Raw genomic sequence first — 20415 nt, 5'->3', positions numbered from 1 at the left:
GAGCATCCCGATGACACGAGTCCTGATGTATCTCCGTGAAGTCCCGATGCGCGCATGGGCGACCGGCGCGGCCATGCTCACCGTCGCTGCCGTCGTGGGCGGATCGGTCTGGCTGGTCAACAACCAGCCTGGCGTCGATCCGGCCCACGGTTTGGACCTGGCGAAAGTGCACCAGGTGCAGTCGCAGTTTCCGCCGGGTTTTCAGGTGACACAGACCGACACCAAGACCATCACCGAGGACTATGCCAAAGAGCAGCAAGACCCAATGGAGGGAGCGACGTTCCTTCCCGCCGAATGCGCTGACCAGGCTAACGCCGCGCAGTCGATGCCGATCGGCGCGACGATTGAGGGCTTGCGAGGCGAAGGTGCTGACCGCTTCATCACCGTGGCTGCCATGAGGACACCTGACGCGTTGCCGCCCGTACCGGACATGCCGCAGTGCGACGCGGTGGTGTTCGTCCAGCCGGGCTACATCGACGGTCTGACCACCGTGGTGGGCGCGCCGTCGGTCGGCGACGGGATCGCCACCCAGGGGGTGCGGGTCAGCGCTTCTGTGACAGACGGCGACGGGCAGCGATTCGACACTGTGCAGTACGCCTACACCGCCACTCTCGACGATCACCACATCGTCGCCGTGACGATCAGTGGCACCCCGCCGCCTGGCAGCCACCGCGACATCGACCCCACACCCGCCCAACAACTGTTCACCGCCGCAGTCGCCGTCGTCCGCGCAACGTAGAACGACATCTGACCTGACATAGTGGGACATCGGCGGACGCAAGGAAGCGGAGGAGGGGGACCGTGAACACGCATGTGATGGAGTCCAACGGAGGCGAATATATCGTCTCCATGGGTAATCGCAGGGGCCGTGGAACGCTGGCCGGCTGGTTGCGCCAATTGAACGGCACGCAGCGCTGGGGCGTCATGTTGTGGGCGCTGCCACCAGGATTCGACGACAAGGTGCCGGTCAAAGACCTACCGCTCACCGAGTTCCTACAAGCCGGCGGCAGCGCAGAGGCAATGTCCCTGCAGATCAAGAAACCCGGCGGACAACAGTGGGGAGCCGACTACGTCAAGTACGCCGTCGGGCACCCGCATCCCGACGAGGAGAAGCCAGCCGTCGACGTCGAAATCACGCTTCCGCAAGAAACGTTGCGCGTCACCACATTGGAAGTCTTCGACGCCGAAGAAGCCGCCGACCTGTTCTACACCTACTACACCACCGGCGACATCCCACACGACTACACCCTGCGCCCTCTAGAGGCATACACCGCCGACCGCCGCATCATCGACATACCTGCTTAGCGGTGTCTCGTCGTCGCGAGCTTCCATGGCGCAGGCGACATGCGGGGGAGTTGAGCGGCGACGAAGGCCGATGGCGACGACGTGGCCACGTCGTAAGACGGAATTGCTGCCATCGCAACCCGTAAGGGGTTATGCCGACTGCGAAAAGTATCAAGTTTAGCTGACAAGTCGGTAAAAACTCGTGACGGCGCGCCCTCGATTAGCGACAATGGGTGTCAGCAGCTTAAGCTATCCGGGATTCCGTCCCGGCCTGAGGAGATGCCGATGAAAAATTTCGGTCTGACACCTCAGCTTGCGACGGCAGATTGTCGGCGGGTGCTGGTTAAATTACATCGATGGGATTTTCTCCGGAGTCTGCGCCAGGCGACGGTGATGCCACTATCCCATGCGGTTGCTCCGGATGCCCGACGCGACCATCTGACATGCCCGCCCTTCCGACGACGATACGTCGAGTCGCCGACCAGAAAACAGCTCTGACCAGGAATGATGGCTTGTTCCGCCCGGCTCTCTCTACTACAATTGGTAGTACATGGAGCGGAGGCAACCCCCAACCGAAGGTGTTGATATGGCTAAGCCTGCCATTGCTCCACTTGGACTGCCGGCGGACAGTCGGACTCCTTACATCCGCCGTCCTGACGAATCCGACATGGCCGCCGAGGCTCGCAATATGCTGATGGATATCGGTGTCGACGACACCGAGCGCGACGCGTTACTGGACTCGCGCTGCAAGGGGCGAATCCAGATTGAATCGAAGCTGCGGCGGGAAGAGGTCTTGGACTCGTTCCTCGACTTTCTGTCGCGTCACGCGCTCGGGCGCGGCATGCTCTCGTCCCTGCTGGACGACGGCACGATCGTGATGACCTTCTGCGTGGCCGACACCTCGGAGGAGTCCGAACAGCTTGTCCACGCGTTTGCGAAAGATGTGGCGCGGATTCTCGGCCTCGCGGAAACCGATATTGCGGAGGCGACCGTCATCGAGGTGGATGATGATCGGCTGCGCCGAGCACTGGCAGCCTTGGGGGTGCGCCGTCCCGACCTGAAACCTGTGTAGGCGCTGAGAACCCGAACCTCCCTACCAGTGTGCGATTGCTCGCCTTCGCGCTGGTAGGTATTCTCGTGCGTAGTCCACAACGGTGGGCCCCGCGAGAAGGGCGCCGACATGTCCGATATCCCGCAGAGCCAGGCGAGCCGTCTGCGACGCGAGCACAGTTTGATCGAAGCCGTTCTTGATGCATATGCCGGTCTACTGGAGTTTGCGCCTGACACGAGGCCGTCTGACCTGGGCATCAAGTCAATTGAGCCAGCAGTGTTGTGGGCGATGGAAACGCGTGGTCTCGTGAGCCTTCTCGACACCATCGCAATTCACTCGGAAGCCGCAAGAGCGCGCGCTAGAGGATATCGTCCGAGTGGCGTACATGAAGACGGATCGAAAACCATTTGGCGTCGATTCGACGCATAGCGAATTCGTTTAACTCTCGACCTCAAACTGTAGATTCACCCGTTCGTCACAGACCAGGAGTGGCGAGCCCGCGAACGGCGAGCCGAGCCCAGACGTCAAAGACACCAGACAAACGGCAGCCGAGAGCCGTACCTAATGACGTGGCCGAGTGTTAGGCATAGAACGATTCCCGCCGATGCGTAGCCGCTCGCTGGCGGTTGCAGATTAAATGGGTGATGGTCCATCGCGCCGGTGCCCAGCCGAAGCGTGGCAACATGATCCTGGTATTGCTCGATAGCTCTGGCAGCGCGTGTATCGAACTGACCGACAACACCAACGACGATGATATCGACGGATGGATCTTGTACGACTCAACACTTGTGCACGGTGGACCAATGTGGGCCGTCATCGACGATCGCATCGTCAAAAAGACCGACCTGTAGCCGCAGCCCGGATCTGGATCCTGCCAGGCGCGGCGATACGCTCCATCGAAAACGTAAGTGGCGGAAGGGATTCGTTCGAGGCCCGCGTGAGCCCGACGGTCACCACTCATCGTACATTTTCAATTTTGCAGGCCCATTCCGTCAGCTTAGGAATTCGATTCCCGCCCGAGATCCGGTGTACAGTATCGCTGCAATCGAGGGGAACGAAGCCGATGCGACAAAGGAGTTGAGGTTCATGGCCGAGCGCATAGTGCGGCAACTTATTGACGATATCGACGGCAGTGAGATCCCCGAAGGCAGCGGTGAGCGGGTCGAATTCTCCTTCCGTGGCGTCGATTACCATATCGACTTATCGACGGCGAATGTTGCCAAGTTGGAGAAGGCAATCAAACCGTACGTTCAGGCGGCCGCCAAGGTACGCGGCTCGCGGGGCCGGCGCCCAAAAACGAGCGGTGTTGCCAGCGCCCCTGCTTCCAAGGAACAACTGGCCGCGATCCGCACCTGGGCCAGAAAGAACGGCTACGACGTATCTGATCGGGGCCGGATCAAGGCCGAGGTGGTGGAGGCCTTCGAGGCGGCGCACTAACCTGCGGTCGCAAGGGGATCGCGTTGCAGGACAACGCCGATGCGGATTCGCCAGCCGCCGCAATTGACGAGTGGTGGCCGCTTCTCCATGAAGAGATTCGGCGTTGGATGGTCAACAACTTCTGGTCGCCGGTGCCAGCCTATTCGGCGGACGAGACACCCGTCTCGGCGGGCCGGGCCGGACTCATTCGCCCTGGGGCCGCCGCGACAGGGAGCTCTATCTGCCTGCCGAGGCGGCGCGCTGGATTACCCGGTGTCGCGACTTCGACCCGTTGAAACTGCCCAAAAGAGCCAGACCCACGGGCCGCGTATTTCTGGCGCGGATGGCCACATCGCCGAAGTTGTTGATTTTCTGCGTTGTCGGTTCACGTGTGGTGATTGGCTGTTTGGAGATTAGCTCGGCCAGGGGTCATTCGGTCTGCCGTCAAGTACCGGTGAAGGTACTCACCTCGTGATTGCCCGGCAGCGGTGAAGGCTTCCCAGATCAAGTGGGGGACTCTCGGTATGTCCACGTTGTCTCGTCGGGAAAGCGGACAAGGATCGTCTCGGACCAACTCAGGCGACGCCGCAGTTCTGTACTTACCGCTTGCCCCAAGCAGTCACCGCGGAATGGTCACGGATGATCGGCGGAACCCGATTTGGCGTACGCGACTGTCGGTTGGTGGCAATAGGGTATTAGCCGTGAATTGGGGATGGGGGCGGATCCGCCCCGTGGCTGCGCGTCGTTGCAACGGAGTTATTCCGGACTGCTGGTGGAGAGTTGCAGGCTTTGGCGCGGTACTCGCGATCGTGGGGGTTCCGCTGATCGTCGCCCCGAAGGCGTTTGCGGGGGCCGATCTGAATGTGGGGATGGCCATCGACATCGGCAGGCACCGCTGCACGCTTGGGTTCTTCGGGATCAACGAGCGAGACGATCGGCTGGCAGTGACAGCGGGACACTGCTCAGACCAAGTCCCGAACCAAGCGGTATATGCGGGCAACGGCGTTCAGATCGGCGAGGTTGTCGCGTGGAAGCCTGACGACGAAGACGGCCGCGGCAACCTGACCGGATCGCGGGGCTACACCGTCTTTGTCGTGTACGACCAGTTCTCGCTCGACCCATTCTTTACCGACGTGAGCCGTGGGATATCGGAGGGGGACTACGTCTCAAAGTATGGCCAGCGCACGAAGAAAACGAACGGTGTGATCGAAAACGTGAGCTACGTCAAGGACCGGCCGGATTTGGCTGTGATGTGGTCAGACATGGTGCAGCTGCCCGGTGATTCCGGGTGTGCCTGGTACACGACTGGTCCGACGATCGTCGGGATGGGATCGAGCGGTGACCAGGAGAGCGAAGGTGGCGGTGCGGGCAGCCAGGCGCAGCCTATAGGGGCGGTTATCGACATGATCCGCCTGAATCCCACAGTTTGGGGAAACAACTTCAAGGTGTGGACAACCTGAGTGCTTGCCGATGCTTGCATCGTCGCCTGCCTCTCGCGCTGTAGCCGTAGACCGGGGCTGGCGGTATTCGCTGCCCGTCAATCCCGCGTACCACCCCATGCCACGTACCTAACGAAGAGTGGTGGAGAATTCGCGACTAGGCACTCCCGGAAAGGCTGGACCCGCGAGCAATTGAACGACGATGTCAGGGAGGTTTCATGACCGTCGATGACCGTGACCGTGACCGAGCTGGAGCTGTCTGGCGCGACGGCTTCGTTGGCACGATCTCCTAACCATCTCACTTGTGCCATGGCCATCTCCACGGCATCCGAAGGGGATACCAACGACCTGTTGCGCGGATGATTCTCTCGGCTTCCCTTGGATTCAGGTGAGTGACCAACGCGGAGAACGTCAGCCATGCACAAAATGGCAATGCCATAGTCGCGGCAATAGTGATTGCGTAGCCCGTAGCGGTCATGGCGCAGACCGTAGACCTTTCTGGCGTACTGCGACACTCACCCTGTTGGCAATTCTGTCCACAACGCCGCTGAACGCCCATCCGCCCTGTGGATAACGAGCTTCTCGCCATCCTTGAACTGCAGCATGTCGGCTGTTTACCCAGGTCAGGCTGAAGTGTGGATAAAAATCCAAGTTCGTTCGGCGTGTCGTATGGTTTGCCACTTCGGGCGTGTCGCGTCAGGCATAAATGTGCTAGCGAATAGCGACAGTTCCCACCGGACTAGGTCTAGAGCCGCTCTCAATCTCGGATCATCCGGGTTGAGACCTTCAGCTTTGAGCGCTTCGCGTTCTTCGTCGTCCATACCGAGTTAGACGCTGGGGAGCGCTTGGCGGTTTCATCGAAATTCTTTGGCATGGTGGGCCATCGCCCAGTAGGTCCAGGACTGCGGACCGTCATGCGAGCGATGATCGGAACCCGTCTGTTATGGGTAATTCTTCGGTGCAGTGATTTCAAGGCCGCGCGACAGGCCCCATTGCTGAAGATTTTCCATGAGCGGGGAGCTGGCGTTCGTCAGTCGAAGCGACCCGTCCGGCCGTAAGAGCATCGGCTCGACAACGCCGAACTCACCCAGAATGTCTGCGGCGAGTGCGTGGGCAGCGATCACCGTCGCGCGTGGAGTTTGTGCTGTCAATTCATCTAGGGATGCCGAAACCGAAGCGGCATGAGTTTGTCTACCACTCAGAACAAGTGAGCCCTCAGGTTGGAAGTAGTCGACTGAGTCTTCGAGATAGCGCTTCGGCGTGCGTTCTGGGGCCATCACACGGGTGCGCATGGGCACGTCGTGAGGACCAGTCTGCTGCGGTAGCAATTGTTGCGCCTTGATTAGGCATTCTCCCGAAGCGCCGCAGTCGATCGCGCGGTGGCTCAGGAAGAGGAGCAGTTCCAAGAGCAGGTGCTCCATATGGTCCTGACGAATCTCATCGGGGTTGTTGCTCACGCTACGGGTGTCTGGTGGCGGTGACGCGAAGAACGAGGCCGCGAACCCTCCACCGTCGTAATGCAGTTCAGCGTGGGGATGTTTAGACAGGCCGTTGTACGGTCTGGTCTGCGTTGCGATTGCGCGTCGGATACCGGGTATCAGTTTGGTTTGGTGTTCGTGAAAGCATGTCTGGGCATACGGTGGGAACTCGCGGGGCCACCGTTGGATAAAGCTTTGTTCGCCGGCGAGCGCCGCCGATCCCACACCCCGCTCACCTCTCCCTCTGGGCACGATCGACACCGCGAGCCATGGCGCCAGAAAGAGGGCGATCCGCGACACGCCTTCGGCGTGGATTGTGTCCAACCGGTCGATACTCTCTGCTGCACTTGCTTGCCGGTCCCGGTAGCGTGCGGCGACCTCATACTCACTCAGGTAGTGAGTCGTGCGGCCGAGGCGGATCGGATAGTGCAACGGACCGTCGGGATGGTCTCGGACCGCGTGTGGTGCATCGGAACTGTGGGGGACGGTGATTAGCAGGTAGCCGAGCCCGTCCCCGGCCGGTATCTCGCGTATATCGACCTCATGGAGCAAGGGGCTCACTCGGTTGCCCAAAGCTTGCGAGACTCGTTCGGAGGATTTGGGTGAAACCTTGAACGGCTTGGCCTCAACGGCGCGTCCCGAACTGTTTTCGCGGACCCCGATGATGATGACTCCGCCGCGAGTGTTGGCGAGCGCTGCCACATCCTTTGCGATTTCGAAATTCTTGTCTTTGGGGTAGTCGGCTTCCTTCCAGTCGAGGTCGAGGTCCTCGACCTCTCCACGCTGGATCGCTGAATGGACCGCAGGGGCATCTAGATCGGCGATGTCGACGCCGAAGACTGAGCACAGGCGGGGAAAGCGTGGCACTGATCCAGCGTGCCAATTTGTGAACAAAGAAGTCGGTAGCGACGCCACGGTGTGACGTAGATCACATTACATCTGGGTAATGGAGTCGCAGACCGGTGGGACGCCCTTCGTGCGTGGCCGAGGCGTCTGACAACGCTCCGTGTGGTGCCCTGCAGCACCGGGATGCCGTGAGAGTATGGGGTAGTCCAGATTAGGGGGCATGAATGGCCAGCGGCTTCAAGATAAACAAGCAGGGCATCCGGCAGATGACCCGGGAGATCGAGCGGGAGTTCGCTAAGAACCCGGTTCGGGTTCCGCTGCAGGCTGATACCTCTGGAGTGCGGTTGCCGCCCGCGACGACGGTCAACAATTACAACGGTCCGGTTGTCACCGTAACTGGCGACCATGCTCAACTCGCATGGAACAACCAGGATGTCACCCAGACCCGGGCGAGCACTGAGCAGGTGGCGCCCGGGTACGAGGAATTGGCTGACCTTGTAACTCGGCTTCTGGCCAGCACGCACCGGTTTAGTCTCGAAGCTGAGGACGAGGTGGAGCTACGCGCCAACAGCGACGCAGTCCTACGCGAGGTGGTCAAAACCAACCCGGACGGAAGCTTTGTTAGACGTGGTGTCACTATGCTAAAAGGCCTACTGGCCCCCATTGCATCGGGCATCAGCAAGGCGGTCACGGAAGAGTCCGCCAGTGTGGCCCAGCAGATGATCGAGTCTTTGGGTAACGCGCTGCCGTCGTGAGGTATACCGGGTCCGGCCGCGTGTCGCCGGGCTGGACGAAGATACTGACCGATGCGGCCTCTTTTGTGTTTCAAGTCTTCGTGCGTTTCTGCCACGTACTAGTCCCGTCCCCTGTTATACAACGCCCATCGGTACATCTTGGCGTTCGCAACGGAGGGGCCAATGGCGGGTGTCGATCGGTAGCGACCTGATGCGAATCGAATCTTTCTAAATGTTTCACCAACCCATCACGTGCGTCTATGTCATAATTAACCTACTAAGCGGAGTTAACGAAGTGATAGATGCCAATTCAACGGAGCGTGCCTTGGGGCGGGATCGCGTGTGAAAGTTCGTTACTTACATCTTGAGAATTTCCGCGGCATCCAAGAGGGTGAAGTTCACTTTCAGCAGCACACTCTTCTGGTGGGCGGCAATAATGCCGGCAAGTCGACCATTTGTGAGGCTATTGATTTAGTACTCGGGCCCGAGCGGCTATATCGACGACCAGTCATAGACGAGCATGATTTTTTCCACGGCAATTACATCAATGACGAAGGCAACCCGATCACTGTACGAATCGAGGTGGTCCTCACCGGCTTGAATGTCGAGGAGCAACGTCGGTTTGGCGATCAACACCTGCGACTCTGGGATAATGCAACTGGAGCTTTCATCGATGATGAAGCTGGCGGAGCGGAACGCGCAGAGTCAGAGACAGTCGAATGGGGCCTTCCTGTTTGCTTCATCGGACGATATGACAAGGAAGAAGACGACTTTGTCGGTGATACGTTCTTCTCGCATCCAGAACCTATCGCCGATGAGACTGTTCCTAGTGATTTATCGTCGCTTGGCGGTGGTTTATCTGGCTTTCGTCGTTCACACAAGCGCCTTGTTGGCTATGTGTATCTACGCGCCCTTCGCACAGGTTCACGAGCCCTGAGCCTGCAGCGAGGATCCTTGCTCGACACCATCCTTCAGCTCGGAGGTGAAGGCTCAGCGGAAATGTGGAAGGACACTCTGAATCACTTGCAGACGCTAGACCCTGCTATTGGTGATATTCCGCAACTTCAGACGGTTCGTGACAGCATCAAAGAAAAGCTTGGCCAGTTTGTGAATCTTGCTCCGGGAGATGATTCTGCGGCTTTCTTCGCTTCGGACCTGACGCGACAACATCTACGAGAGGTTGTAAGGCTGTTTGTTGCAACTCAGCCAAGCGAACACTTGGTCCCCTATGGCCGTCAGGGGACAGGCTCGATCAACCTGCTGGTATTCGCCCTTCTGACGATTATCGCTGATCTCAAAGGGACCCACTCGGTGATATTTGCGATGGAAGAGCCTGAGATTGCGTTGCCTCCACATACGCAGCGACGAGTAACACGCTATGTCCTACAACAGATGGGCCAGGCGATCGTGACATCACACTCGACTCCCGTCATCGAGCAGTTTGAGCCTGACAGCATTGTCATGCTGCATCGAAACGGATCCAAGCTGGCGAGTGCGCTCATCGACTCGACCAAGGTCAAGCGCAAGACGTACTTGTCGAACAGGCGTCAATTCGCAGAAGCGATACTCGCGCGCAGTGTATTAGTGGTCGAAGGGTCGACCGAGGGTGTTGTTTTTCCGGCGGTGTCAACGGTTCTTGAGCGTGTCAGAGCGGGTTATACACATCTCGACTTCGCCGGTATATCAATGTTCACGTGTTCGGGCGATGGTGAGGTGGACCGATTTGGCCCGGTATTCAAGGCGCTTGGAAAAAAGACCTACGGTGCCTGCGATAAACCGAATGCAACCCCGTCAGCGGAGGTTGTCGCTAATCGTGCTGAGTTTGATCGGTTCTGGGAATCACCAGAATCAGGGATTGAGGATGTTCTCGTCAACGGCATACCAGTGCCGACGCTTCGGAAATTTCTCGACCTCGTATCAACGCGAGCGGACTACCCAACAAGATTACCGTACAACCCGGCAGCGTCGGATGATGAGATAAGCAAGCTAACGTTCAAAGTTCTGAAGGCCCGAAAAGGTGAGGCATTTGCCTACGCTGCGATGTTGATTGAGCAATGCGATACTGAGGCCGAACTCCCACAAGAGCTGGTAGCCATATTAGTAGCGATCGATGAAGATCTCCGTGCAGAGCCAGAGGCCATCCCTGCCGCAGAAGAACTCCCAGCATCGCCAGAGGGCGAATGACTTTCGAGCTGGCGGGTCAAGCGCGAGAGGCCTACGACCAAGATGGCCGGGTTATGGTGCTTGGTGGCCCTGGCTCGGGAAAAACGACTCTTTCGCTGCTCAAAACGCAGCGTCTGATACCCACGCTGGAGCCCGGTCAACAGATTCTCTTCCTTAGCTTTTCGCGAGCGGCGGTGCGCCAGGTCATGCTGCGATGTCGCGATGTCCTGACTGCATCCGAACGCACTTATATCTCGGTTCAGACGTACCACGCCTACTGCATGGACATTCTTCGCGCACATGGACGGCTGCTGACAGGCAGTCCTGCGCGGATCCTATTCCCGGACCGAGAGAAAGTTGTCAAGACAAACTTCAACGGCGACTGGAGCGACGAACGTCGCAGGCTGGCTATCGAGGAAGGCGTGTACGCATTTGATCAGTTCGCGAGCGGCGCAGCCAGTCTGATCGGCGGCGTACCGAAAGTGGCGGAACTAGTAGCCGACCGGTTTCCTGTCATCATCCTCGACGAGTTTCAGGACACGAGCGATGCTCAATGGGAACTTGTGCAAGCGCTAGCTCTCCGAAGCAACGTCATCATTCTGGCGGATCCTGACCAACGAATCTTCGAGTACGACGACAACGTCGACCCCGACCGACTCAACCATGTTCGCCAAATCCTTGGTCCAGCGGAGTTCGATCTCGGCGGAGAGAACCACCGAAGTCCCGACGCTGGAATACTCCAGTTCGCCGACGCCATCCTTCGCAATCGAACACTCCCTGTAACCTCAGATGTAATTGTTAGGACGGTCTATCCGCGGGCGCTCGAATCCACAACGCACACCTCAGTCCTATGGCTCTTCGGCGAACTTCGAAAAAAGGGGATCGAGCGACCCAACATCGCAGTACTCACACGTGCAAACTCCTTGGTTTCCGACGTGTCCAGTTGGCTTAGCAGCACGCGGACATTCAACGGCACGCAGCTCAAACCGGTGTCACATGACGTTCTCTGGGACGCAGAAGTCACAGCAGCCGCTGCGCAGGTTGTTGCATCAATACTGGAATGGCCGCTGCGCGATTCGAAGGAAGGTGTTATGCGGACACTCTCTGCGGTTGCGAATTTCTACGAAGTCAAGAATGCGCTCAAGGTGACCGCCAGCGCTGCTGCAGCGCGTGACAGTTATCGAACCAACGCCGAACTCCTGGTCGCCGGCAAGAACGTGCGACTGAAGAGTGCCAAGCAGCTCATTGCCTTAAGAGAGAACGGGTTTGAATTGCGAGGTGATCCCGCATCCGATTGGAAACTGGCTCGGGACGTAATCGCAGCCGCAGGCGTTCACGACATTATTCAGGCCGTTAGGTTCGTTCGACTGTTTGGCGCTACAGACGAGATCGGCGGTCGTCTCGCAGAGCAGTGGGATCGCTCAGGTGGCTACGACAATGCAGTCGAACTCGTACGCAGGACCCTCGACCAGGGGCGCATCACGTCAGAGCTGCGCGAACCTCAGGGCTGCATTCTGATGAACGTTCACAAATCGAAAGGAAAGGAGTTCGACGGGGTCATCATCGTCGAGGGTCATTACAGAAGCACCTTCTACGACAGGCGCGAGGATCCACCCCACATGTCTGGTCGCCGGCTCCTTCGTGTCGCGGTGACTCGGGCTCGTCACAAGGTAGTCATCGTTCGCCCCAACAGCACTCTGCCGCTGATCAACCCGTGAATTCCAGGGTCGACCTCGGGCACCAACCCATTCATAGTTGAACCGATCCAGGGCTACGAAGTCCCGGTTCGAATCATCGGCCTGGCCACAGTAACCGATCTATGTGCTCCCTCACGTACGGTTTCGATAGTTCTCCCATCAGGCCCCGGTCGCCGATGCGGATGGTTCCCGAGGTCACCGCCTCGAAGGCCGGCCAGCATCCGCAACGAGGTCGTCTTACCACATCCCGATGGGCCGACCAGGACCGTCATGCTGCCGTCGGCGAGCTCGAGGTCGAGTCCGGAAACCACGGTCGCGGCCCCGTAGGACTTGCTGACCGCCGAGAATGTCACCGCTGCCATCTTGTTCCAACCTTGCTTGTCTAGTACTTGACCGCGCCGCCGCTGATCCCCTGGACCAGGCGTCGCTGGATGAAGAAGCTGGCCACCACGACCGGGATGATCGCGATCATGATGGCCGCGCTCATGGTGCCGATCTGCACACCGCGGAACGTGTTGAAGTTCGAGATCGCCACCGGAAGGATCGCGGCGTTGCCCGGCGCCAGGATCAGCCCGTAGAACAGGTCGTTCCACGACAGCGTGAAGCCGAAGATGCCTGCGGCGCCGATGCCAGGAAACACCTGCGGCAGCACGACGAGCCGGAACGCCTGCCACCGCGTGAAACCGTCGACGCGGGCCTGCTCCTCCAACGACGGCGGTACGGCCTCGAAGAACCCGATCAAAAACCACGTCACGAGCGGCAGCACGAACGACAGATGCGCGAAGATCACCGGCGCGAGAGTGTCGGTCAGCCGCAGGGCATGCGCCATGGTCAGGAACGGGAAGACCATCACCGCGGGCGGCACGACCTGGGCGGCCAGCATGCCGAACCGGGTCAGCGATCCGCCGGCCCGGTACTTGGCGATGACGTAAGCACCCATGCTGCCGACCACCAGGCTGATGCTCACGGTGACCAGTCCGACGAGCGCACTGCGCCCGGCCGCGGCGAAGATGCCCGACTCCAGCACCGCCCGCCAGTTGTCCATGGTCGGCGAGAAGGCCAGCAGGAACGGCTCGGACATGTGCGCAGGCGTCTTGAAGCTCGCCAGCGCCACCCAGGCGATTGGGAACAGCACGAAGATGAACGCCGCCGTCAGGACGGCGATGCGCAGGGTCTCCAGCCAGCGTGGTCGGCTCATCGGGCGGAGCTTCCTTCCCGGCTGCGTTCCATCGTGCGGAACGCCACCACGATCACCGCGAGCACCAGAACCAGGACGACGAACGCCATCGCGCTGGCCTGGGCGAGGCGGAAGAACTGGATGCCTTCGAGGTACATGTAGTACTGCAGGGTCTGGGTTTCGGTGCCCGGGCCGCCGCGCGTGGTGGCGTAGACGTACTCGAACACGCGCAGCGCGTCGAGGCCGCGCAGCAGCACCGCCACGGTGAGCACCGGTGCGAGCATCGGGATCATCACGCGCCGCAACCGATAGATCGGTCCGGCGCCGTCGACCCTGGCCGCTTCCAGGGGTTGCTTGGGCATCGACTCCAGGCCCGCGAGGATCAGCAGCACCATGAACGGGGTCCACTGCCAGACGTCGATGAAGGCCAGCGTCAGCAAGGCGCGGCCGGCGCCGAAGAAGTCGTAGTCGGCGCCGACCGCGTGCAGCAGTGCGGGGATGGCACCGATCTGGTCGTTGAGCAGGAACCGGAAGATCAGGCCCACGGCGATGGGCGTGATGAACATGGGCGCCAGCACGATCGCGCGCGACAGGTCCTTGGCCCACCGTTGCTGATGCAGTGCCAGCGCGAGCGAGAAGCCGAGCACGAGTTCGACGCTCACCGCGATCAGGACGTAGATCGCGGTGGTGCCGAACGCCTCCCAGAATGCGGTGTTCGACAGCGCGTTCGTGAAGTTCGCCACGCCGACGAATCCGGGGGGTTCGCGGTCGGTGAGCTTGTAGTCGGTGACCGACAGGTAGGCGGCGTAGCAGAGCGGGAACCCGACGGCCACGCCGAACAGGGCGAGCAGGGGCATGAGCATGCCGTACTTGAACTTCATCTGCGCGTCCTCACGGAAGTGGCCGCCGGATTCCCTTCTGTCACTGCTGGATCCGCTCCGCTGCCGCCTGGGCGTCGCGCAGTGCGTCGGCGACGCTCTTGTTGCCCGCCGCGGCATCGTTGAGTTCGGTACCCACGGCCTGGATCATCTCCTCACCGCCCTTGCCCTGGCTCAGCGGCTCGGCGTTCTTGAGGATCTCGCCGACTGTCTTGTAGTAGTCGGCGCCGTATCCGTCGGCGAGGACTTTCTGGTCGGTCAGCGAACTCTGACGGATCACCGCGCCGCCGTCGGCGACTCGCTGTGCGTCGACATCAGGCGAGGTGACCCAGGAGACGAATGCCCACGCCGCGTCGGAGGCCGCGGAGTTGGCCGGGATCGCCCAGCTCCACAGGCCGAGCGCGGACTTGCCGCCAGGAATCGGGGCGAGCGCGAACTGGCCGGCTCGTTCACCCGACGCGCCTGCCGGGTCGTTGAGCGCGGGAAGGTTCCAGTTGTAGCCGATCATCGACGCGGCCTTGCCGCTCGACACCGAGCGGAACGCCTCGTCGAAGCCCCACGCGAGGCTGTTGGGCGGCGCCGCCGTGCGGTAGGTGTCGATGTAGGCGTTGAGCGCCCGGGCCGCCTGCTCGGTGTTCAGCGTCGGCTTGCCGTCCTGGTCGTAGATGGACCCGCCCGCGGCGAACAGCCAGTTGGCCCACTCCTCGAAGATCTTGTAGCCGCGCTGAGGCTGCATGGCGATGCCGGCGCGGTCCGGGGTCTTGAGTCGTTGCGACGTGGCGATCAAGGCGTCGAGGTCGGTCGGCACCTGCTGACCGGACGCCGCGAGATCGGGCTTGTTGTAGATGTAGCCGAGTGCGTAGTTGTAGAACGGCACGCCGTAGGTGGTTCCGTCGACGTCGGTGATCGCGGTGAGAGATGGGAAGAAGTCGTCGGGCCGGTAATCGGTGGTCGAGGCGATGCGGTCGCCCAGCGGCGCCAGGAACCCGGCGTCGGCGAAATCGTCCATCCACGGGTTGTCGACCACGATCAGGTCGTAGGCGGGCTCGGCAGCCTGGAACGACGACACCAACCGGTCACGCATCTGGTCGAATGTCATGGTCTCGATCTGGACCTTGATGCCCGGATACTTCTGATTGAACTGTCCGACAAGGTTTTTCACGATGTCGGTGTCGGGAACGTTTTCCATCAGCACGCGGACGGTGGCATTGGTGTCGGTCGGTATGTCGCCGAGTCCCGAAGCGCTCTGCTCATCGGGGCCACCGGTACCGGCGCAACCGGCCAGCACGAGTCCGGCGGCCATCGCGATTGCCGGCAACCAGCGGGTGGCTTTCGGCCGCGCCGGGCGCCGGCGCAACATCGGAATTTTCATGCGTTCTCACTTTCCCTTGTCCGGGTGGGATGGATCGAGCGGTGGGGGAGGAAGGCTCAATCCATGTAGGCACCGCCGTTGACGGACAGTGCTTCTCCGGTGATGAACCGGGCATCCTCGGAGACCAGGAACGCCACCGCCCGGGCGACGTCGTCGGGGGTTTGCAGGCGGCCCAGTGGCGTCGCGTCGATCCAGGACTGGCGCACGCCGTCCGGGGTCGACCCGCTGAGCTCGGCCTCCCATTCCAGTTCGCGGGATTGCATCGGGGTGGCCACGAAACCGGGGCACACGCTGTTGACGGTGATGTGATGCTCGGCGAGCTCATACGCCATCGCCTGGGTCAGGCCCAGCACGCCGAACTTGGACGCCACATAGTCGGCGAGGAACGGTACGCGACCTTGCTTGGCCGCCATCGACGCGGTGTTGACGATGGTGCCGTGCACGCCGGTGCGGATCATTGCCCGCGCGGCGGCCTGGCCGCAGTAGAAGACACCCTTGAGGTTGATGTCGAGGCTGCGGTCGAGTTGACCGGGGGAGACGTCGACGAACCTGGCCATGGCCGAGATGCCGGCGTTGCTGATCCACGCCTGCAGGCCGAGCCGGTCGGCGACGTCGTCGGCCACCGAATTCGCGAGCGCGGGATCGGTGACGTCGAGCGCGGCGGCCTCGTGCCCCACGCCCGCGAGCGCCGCGACGGTCTGTTCGGCGGCCGCTGCGTCGATGTCGGTGACGACCACGCGCCACCCGCGTTCGGCCAGTGTGGTGGCGATCGCCCGGCCGATGCCGGATCCGGCGCCGGTGACGACGGCCGTGCGGATGTTGTTCTGGGCGGTCATGATCGGGCCTTTCGAGCGATGCGATGAGAGACGGGGGTCAGTACGTCGCCGAGGGTTCGCCATTCGGCGTACGCCTCCGCGTACCGGCCGGTGTTTCGACGATCGGGCGTGACGGGATCACCCAGGGTGCGGAACGGGCCGGTGCTGTGCCAGTCGTCGAGTAGACCGATGCCGACGGCCGCGACGACTGCGGCGCCGAGCGACGCGCCCGGGTGCCCGACGATCGGGGACAGCGGTGTGTCGAGCACGTCGGCGAGAATCTGCTTCCACAGCACCGAGCGGCTTCCGCCGTTGGTGACGAGCGCGCGTTGCAGCGGCACCCCGATCGAGGTGAACACCTCGGTGTGGTGTTTGAAGCCGAACGCGATGGCCTCGAGTACCGAGCGGTACATGTCCGCCCGGGTGTGGGCCAGGTCCAGCCCGACGAAAGCACCGCGCAGATCGGGGTCGTGCAGCGGGCTCTTCTCACCGAGAAAGTATGGGAGACACAGCACTTCGGCCGGTGCGCGGGAGGCGGCCTCGTCGTCGAGCGCGATCAGGTCGACACCGCCGGACAGGGTCTGGAACCACCGGATCAAGCTGCCGCTGGTTGCCATGCAACCGTTGGGCAGCCAGCGACCCGGCACCGGGTGCGCGTCGAGATACAGCCGTGCGTCGATCACCGGACTGTCGCTGGCGGCCAGGATGTCGCCCGCGCCGCCCAGTTTCACGAGCCAGTCGCCTGGTGTGTTCACCCCGGCGGCGTACGCCGACAGCACGTGGTCGGCGCCGCCGACGATCAGGGGCAGGCCCGCGGGCAGGCCCGTGGCTTCCGCCGCGTCGCGGCTCAACTCGCCGGCCCGGGTGCCCGGTGCGAGGACCCGCGGCACCAGATCGGCTTTGAGGTCGGCGGCTTCGAACATCGGGTCGAAGCGGACCCCTTCGACGGTGCCAAGGCCCGATTCGATGGCCCAGTTCAGCTCGACGTGCGGGGTGGCGCCGAGGGCCATCAGGACCCAGTCGTACGAGCCGACGAGATGCGTTGTGGCATCCCAGGTCTCGGGTTCGTGTCGGCGCAGCCACATCGCGGTGGGCGCAACCGACTGCTGGGTGATCGCCGATCCCGTCGCGGCCAGGACGGCCTCGGCGTCTGATGCCGCCTTGAGCTGCTCGATCTCCGCGGTGGCGCGCGCGTCGTTCTGCAACATGGCGCGCCGGACGGGCGAGCCGGCGTGGTCGACCGGCACGACAGCCGGAACCATGCCCGTGGTCGCCAGCGCGCCCACTTCCTGCGGGGGAACACCGGACTGCGCGAGCACCTCGCGGATTCCGCTGTGCACGTTGTCCAGCCACTGCGCCGGATCTGCCTCGGCGTGGCCGGGGGCGTCGGCGTGGAGCCGAGTGTCGCGGGAGGCCTGCGCGACGATGCGCGCCTCGCCGACATTGACGAGCACGGTCTTGGTCCCCGTGGTGCCGATGTCGACGCCGATCGTGAACTCCGGCATGCGGTCCTTTCTCTGTGGCCTGTGGCGGTTGCGCGCAACCTCGCCGCGGTGGCATTACAGTACCCCGTGGCTGTTAGATTCTCACAGGTTATGTGTGACAATCACGTAAAGTCACGAAAATCTGTAGTCTGACTGTGATTTGATAACACTCGATGTGACACAGTCTGCCGAACGACGATCCGAGAGGCTTCCCAATGACCAGTTGGCTCGATGAGGTGTTCGCGGTGCGAAAGCCCGTGATCGCGATGCTGCACCTGGCCGCGTTGCCGGGCGACCCCGGCTTCGATTCGGCTGCCGGCATCCGCGCGGTGGTGGACCGCGCGCGCGGTGAACTGGCGGCGTTGCAGGAGGGCGGCGTCGACGGCGTGATGATCTCGAACGAGTTCAGCCTGCCGTATCTGACGCAGACCGAACCGATCACCGCGATCACCATGGCCCGGGTGATCGGCGAGTTGCTGCCGGACTTCTCGGTGCCCTACGGCGTGAACGTGCTGTGGGACGGGCGGGCGTCCATCGATCTGGCGGTGGCAACGGGCGCGCAGTGGGTCCGCGAGATCTTCACCGGTGTCTATGCGAGCGATTTCGGCTTGTGGGACACCAACGTCGGCGCGGTCGCGCGACATCGCCACCGCATCGGCGGCGACGGCGTCAAACTGTTGTTCAACATCGTTCCGGAGTCGGCGGTCTATCTGGCCGACCGCGATCTGGCCTCGGTCACCGCCACCACGGTGTTCGCCACCCGGCCGGACGCGATCTGTGTGTCCGGGCTGACCGCGGGCGCGTCGACCGACTCGCAGGCGCTACAGGTGGTCAAGAACGCCGCCGGTGCCGTCCCGGTGTTCGTCAACACCGGCGTGCGTGCCCACAACGCCGCCGACCAGCTGTCCATCGCCGACGGCGCGATCGTCGGAACGTATTTCAAGGAAGACGGCGTGTTCGAGAACCGGGCGGTGGCCTCGCGTGTCACCGAGATGATGAACGTGGTCAAGGATTTCCGTAAGACGCTATGAGTGAGGAGCTGCGGGTCCTGGCGGTCGAGGCGGCACAGCGCGGCGCGGCCGTCTGCCTGCGCCAGCTCGGCGATCCGGTTTCGGCCGAGACGAAGACCGCCGCGGGCGACGTAGTCACCGCCGTCGACCGTGCCGCCGAGGAAGCGGTGCGGGCGGTCCTGTTGAGCGCGCGCCCCGACGATTCCGTGCTCGGTGAGGAGCTCGCCGAGCATGTCGGTGCCGGACCGCTGCAGTGGGTCATCGACCCGCTCGACGGCACCACCAACTTCACCCGCCGCATTCCGTACTTCGCGACGTCGGTCGCCGTACGCGCGGTTGCCGACGGTCGCTGGCTGGCCGGCGCGGTCTCGGCGCCGGCGCTCGGTATGACGTGGAGTGCAGCGAAAAACCTTGGGGCCATTGTTGATTCGGGTGCCGGACGGGAACGTTTGCCGCTGCCGCACGTGACGACGACCGCGCGGCTCGTCGGCACCGGGTTGTCTTACGACCCGGGCCACCGCAGGCGTCAGCTACGTGAACTCGGCGCGCTCATGACCGAGTACACCGATATGCGCCGGTTCGGTGCGGCAGCGGTCGACCTGTGCCTGGTCGCGCAGGGCAGCCTCGACGCGTTCGTCGAGGACGATCTCGCCGTGCACGACTGGGCGGCGGGTGCGCTGATCGCCGAGGAGGCCGGCGCCGAGGTGCGGCGTCCTGCCGGACGAGACGGCGGGGTGTCAGCGCGCTGGAGTTGACCGGACGGCGTTGACGCACAACACCTCGACCCCGGCCTCGCGCAGTGCTTCGACGGTCGGATGGGTCGGCGATCCGTCGGTCACCAGAACCGAGATGTCCGACACCGGTGCGACATTGATCAGCTGCACGCGGCCGAGCTTGGTGGCGTCGGCCGCGACGATCACCCGGTCGGCCGACCGCATCGCCGCCTGTTTCACATTGCCTTCCTCGCGGTGGTACTCCGACGCGCCGCGCCTGCCGTCCACGCCCGCGATACCCATGACATAGGTGTCGCAGTTGTAGCGCAGGTAGAAGTCCTCGGCCTCGGCGCCGATCAAGCTCAGCTCGCCGGGGCGCACCTTGCCGCCGGTCAGCAGGACCGTGGTGCCGGGTTCCTCGGCCAGTTCGACGGCGACGAGCACGCTGGGCGTGATCACGGTCAAGCCGAGGTCGCGTCCTTTGAGCGCGCGCGCCACGGCCAGCACGGTGCTGCCGCTGTCGAGGATCACCGTCTCCTGCGGGGTCAGAAGATCGGCGACCGCGCGGGCGATGTGCAGTTTCTCGTCCGCGGATTCCGCTGCCCGGGAGGCGAACGACGGCTCGGTCGACTTACCGCCGAATGCGATCGCGCCGCCGAGCACGCGGCGGGCGATGCCTTGGTCTTCGAGCCGCTCGATGTCACGGCGGATGGTCATCGCCGAGACGCCGAACTCGTCGGCCAGCGACGTGAAGTCGACTTCGCGGTCGGTGTGGATGCGGGTGGCGATCGCCGCCCGGCGGGCGTGGGCGCTCAACCCTGGGGACATGGTGACAGCGTAAGGCACTTCTGTGAATCC

Annotated in this window: 18 protein-coding genes and 1 pseudogene; 11 read left to right on the top strand and 8 right to left on the bottom strand. The window is 62.3% G+C overall.

The genetic code is table 11. From position 1 onward, the window contains the following. Nucleotides 1-10 precede the first annotated feature (10 nt). From ACOI2T_RS19270 to ACOI2T_RS19245, 6 genes are all read left to right on the top strand, one after another. Nucleotides 11-739 carry a DUF5642 family protein gene (locus tag ACOI2T_RS19270; protein ID WP_409504950.1) on the top strand — a complete coding sequence of 243 codons (729 nt, stop codon included), beginning with the start codon at nucleotides 11-13 and terminating at the stop codon, nucleotides 737-739. A gap of 110 nt (nucleotides 740-849) precedes the next feature. Further along, on the top strand, nucleotides 850-1305 hold the full coding sequence (locus tag ACOI2T_RS19265) for a hypothetical protein (RefSeq protein WP_409504949.1): 456 nt from the start codon (nucleotides 850-852) through the stop codon (nucleotides 1303-1305). Nucleotides 1306-1870: 565 nt separating this feature from the next. Then, nucleotides 1871-2356 carry a hypothetical protein gene (locus tag ACOI2T_RS19260; RefSeq protein WP_409504948.1) on the top strand — a complete coding sequence of 162 codons (486 nt, stop codon included), beginning with the start codon at nucleotides 1871-1873 and terminating at the stop codon, nucleotides 2354-2356. Nucleotides 2357-2976: 620 nt separating this feature from the next. Then, the gene (locus ACOI2T_RS19255; protein ID WP_409504947.1) at nucleotides 2977-3186 is read left to right on the top strand and encodes a hypothetical protein; all 210 of its coding nucleotides are present in this window, start codon (nucleotides 2977-2979) and stop codon (nucleotides 3184-3186) included. Nucleotides 3187-3421: 235 nt separating this feature from the next. Next, complete coding sequence (locus tag ACOI2T_RS19250; protein ID WP_409504946.1) at nucleotides 3422-3772, top strand: histone-like nucleoid-structuring protein Lsr2; 351 nt, start codon at nucleotides 3422-3424, stop codon at nucleotides 3770-3772. A 710-nt stretch (nucleotides 3773-4482) separates the two neighbouring features. Further along, nucleotides 4483-5211: a chymotrypsin family serine protease gene (locus ACOI2T_RS19245; RefSeq protein WP_421874063.1), complete on the top strand. Its 729-nt coding sequence runs from the start codon at nucleotides 4483-4485 to the stop codon at nucleotides 5209-5211. A gap of 920 nt (nucleotides 5212-6131) precedes the next feature. On the opposite strand, the gene ACOI2T_RS19240 is transcribed toward ACOI2T_RS19245, so the two are convergent. Further along, a complete protein-coding gene (locus ACOI2T_RS19240; protein ID WP_409504944.1) occupies nucleotides 6132-7535 on the bottom strand; it encodes an AlbA family DNA-binding domain-containing protein in 1404 nt (467 codons plus the stop codon). Nucleotides 7536-7738: 203 nt separating this feature from the next. Between ACOI2T_RS19240 and ACOI2T_RS19235 the strand changes: the two genes are divergently transcribed. From ACOI2T_RS19235 to ACOI2T_RS19225, 3 genes are all read left to right on the top strand, one after another. Continuing rightward, nucleotides 7739-8269 (top strand): hypothetical protein, encoded by a 531-nt coding sequence (locus ACOI2T_RS19235; RefSeq protein ID WP_409504943.1) that lies wholly within the window; start codon nucleotides 7739-7741, stop codon nucleotides 8267-8269. 321 nt (nucleotides 8270-8590) lie between these two features. Continuing rightward, nucleotides 8591-10432, top strand: a complete 1842-nt coding sequence (locus ACOI2T_RS19230; RefSeq protein ID WP_409504942.1) for an ATP-dependent nuclease — start codon at nucleotides 8591-8593, stop codon at nucleotides 10430-10432. After that, nucleotides 10429-12129 (top strand): UvrD-helicase domain-containing protein, encoded by a 1701-nt coding sequence (locus ACOI2T_RS19225; protein ID WP_409504941.1) that lies wholly within the window; start codon nucleotides 10429-10431, stop codon nucleotides 12127-12129. The genes ACOI2T_RS19230 and ACOI2T_RS19225 overlap by 4 nt, the downstream gene beginning before the upstream one ends. Before the next feature lie 145 nt (nucleotides 12130-12274). Here the strand turns inward: ACOI2T_RS19225 and ACOI2T_RS19220 are convergent. The 6 genes and pseudogenes from ACOI2T_RS19220 to ACOI2T_RS19195 all read right to left on the bottom strand — a co-directional run. Next, nucleotides 12275-12470, bottom strand: a pseudogene (locus ACOI2T_RS19220) (ATP-binding cassette domain-containing protein); the annotation flags it as partial. A gap of 20 nt (nucleotides 12471-12490) precedes the next feature. Beyond that, nucleotides 12491-13306 (bottom strand): carbohydrate ABC transporter permease, encoded by an 816-nt coding sequence (locus tag ACOI2T_RS19215; RefSeq protein ID WP_409504772.1) that lies wholly within the window; start codon nucleotides 13304-13306, stop codon nucleotides 12491-12493. Then, complete coding sequence (locus tag ACOI2T_RS19210) at nucleotides 13303-14166, bottom strand: carbohydrate ABC transporter permease (RefSeq protein ID WP_409504773.1); 864 nt, start codon at nucleotides 14164-14166, stop codon at nucleotides 13303-13305. Before ACOI2T_RS19210 ends, ACOI2T_RS19215 begins: the two co-directional genes overlap by 4 nt. A gap of 40 nt (nucleotides 14167-14206) precedes the next feature. Beyond that, entirely contained in the window at nucleotides 14207-15535 is a 1329-nt protein-coding gene (locus tag ACOI2T_RS19205; RefSeq protein WP_409504774.1) for an ABC transporter substrate-binding protein, read from the bottom strand. Between the two features lie 56 nt (nucleotides 15536-15591). Continuing rightward, the gene (locus ACOI2T_RS19200; protein ID WP_409504775.1) at nucleotides 15592-16371 is read right to left on the bottom strand and encodes an SDR family NAD(P)-dependent oxidoreductase; all 780 of its coding nucleotides are present in this window, start codon (nucleotides 16369-16371) and stop codon (nucleotides 15592-15594) included. Further along, on the bottom strand, nucleotides 16368-17855 hold the full coding sequence (locus ACOI2T_RS19195; protein WP_409504776.1) for an FGGY-family carbohydrate kinase: 1488 nt from the start codon (nucleotides 17853-17855) through the stop codon (nucleotides 16368-16370). Before ACOI2T_RS19195 ends, ACOI2T_RS19200 begins: the two co-directional genes overlap by 4 nt. A gap of 194 nt (nucleotides 17856-18049) precedes the next feature. Here ACOI2T_RS19195 and ACOI2T_RS19190 point away from each other — a divergent pair, with 194 nt between their 5' ends. Both ACOI2T_RS19190 and ACOI2T_RS19185 read left to right on the top strand, forming a co-directional pair. Further along, nucleotides 18050-18865 carry a BtpA/SgcQ family protein gene (locus ACOI2T_RS19190; protein WP_409504777.1) on the top strand — a complete coding sequence of 272 codons (816 nt, stop codon included), beginning with the start codon at nucleotides 18050-18052 and terminating at the stop codon, nucleotides 18863-18865. Then, entirely contained in the window at nucleotides 18862-19599 is a 738-nt protein-coding gene (locus ACOI2T_RS19185; protein WP_409504778.1) for an inositol monophosphatase family protein, read from the top strand. The genes ACOI2T_RS19190 and ACOI2T_RS19185 overlap by 4 nt, the downstream gene beginning before the upstream one ends. Here the strand turns inward: ACOI2T_RS19185 and ACOI2T_RS19180 are convergent. Further along, entirely contained in the window at nucleotides 19582-20385 is an 804-nt protein-coding gene (locus ACOI2T_RS19180; RefSeq protein WP_067845264.1) for a DeoR/GlpR family DNA-binding transcription regulator, read from the bottom strand. The two genes, ACOI2T_RS19185 and ACOI2T_RS19180, sit on opposite strands and share 18 nt — an antisense overlap. Between the last annotated feature and the right edge of the window lie 30 nt (nucleotides 20386-20415).

It is taken from the genome of Mycolicibacterium wolinskyi str. Jessa 2025 (assembly GCF_049241375.1).
GTDB lineage: Bacteria > Actinomycetota > Actinomycetes > Mycobacteriales > Mycobacteriaceae > Mycobacterium > Mycobacterium wolinskyi.
Note: the sequence above shows the minus strand (reverse complement) of the source record. Positions and strands in the feature narration are given on the sequence as shown.

Coding starts and splice junctions, on each gene's coding strand:
- ACOI2T_RS19270 (WP_409504950.1), top strand. CDS start 11: ATGACACGAGTCCTGATGTATCTCCGTGAAGTCCCGATGCGCGCATGG.
- ACOI2T_RS19265 (WP_409504949.1), top strand. CDS start 850: ATGGGTAATCGCAGGGGCCGTGGAACGCTGGCCGGCTGGTTGCGCCAA.
- ACOI2T_RS19260 (WP_409504948.1), top strand. CDS start 1,871: ATGGCTAAGCCTGCCATTGCTCCACTTGGACTGCCGGCGGACAGTCGG.
- ACOI2T_RS19250 (WP_409504946.1), top strand. CDS start 3,422: ATGGCCGAGCGCATAGTGCGGCAACTTATTGACGATATCGACGGCAGT.
- ACOI2T_RS19235 (WP_409504943.1), top strand. CDS start 7,739: ATGGCCAGCGGCTTCAAGATAAACAAGCAGGGCATCCGGCAGATGACC.
- ACOI2T_RS19225 (WP_409504941.1), top strand. CDS start 10,429: ATGACTTTCGAGCTGGCGGGTCAAGCGCGAGAGGCCTACGACCAAGAT.
- ACOI2T_RS19215 (WP_409504772.1), bottom strand. CDS start 13,306: ATGAGCCGACCACGCTGGCTGGAGACCCTGCGCATCGCCGTCCTGACG.
- ACOI2T_RS19210 (WP_409504773.1), bottom strand. CDS start 14,166: ATGAAGTTCAAGTACGGCATGCTCATGCCCCTGCTCGCCCTGTTCGGC.
- ACOI2T_RS19205 (WP_409504774.1), bottom strand. CDS start 15,535: ATGAAAATTCCGATGTTGCGCCGGCGCCCGGCGCGGCCGAAAGCCACC.
- ACOI2T_RS19200 (WP_409504775.1), bottom strand. CDS start 16,371: ATGACCGCCCAGAACAACATCCGCACGGCCGTCGTCACCGGCGCCGGA.
- ACOI2T_RS19195 (WP_409504776.1), bottom strand. CDS start 17,855: ATGCCGGAGTTCACGATCGGCGTCGACATCGGCACCACGGGGACCAAG.
- ACOI2T_RS19190 (WP_409504777.1), top strand. CDS start 18,050: ATGACCAGTTGGCTCGATGAGGTGTTCGCGGTGCGAAAGCCCGTGATC.
- ACOI2T_RS19185 (WP_409504778.1), top strand. CDS start 18,862: ATGAGTGAGGAGCTGCGGGTCCTGGCGGTCGAGGCGGCACAGCGCGGC.
- ACOI2T_RS19180 (WP_067845264.1), bottom strand. CDS start 20,385: ATGTCCCCAGGGTTGAGCGCCCACGCCCGCCGGGCGGCGATCGCCACC.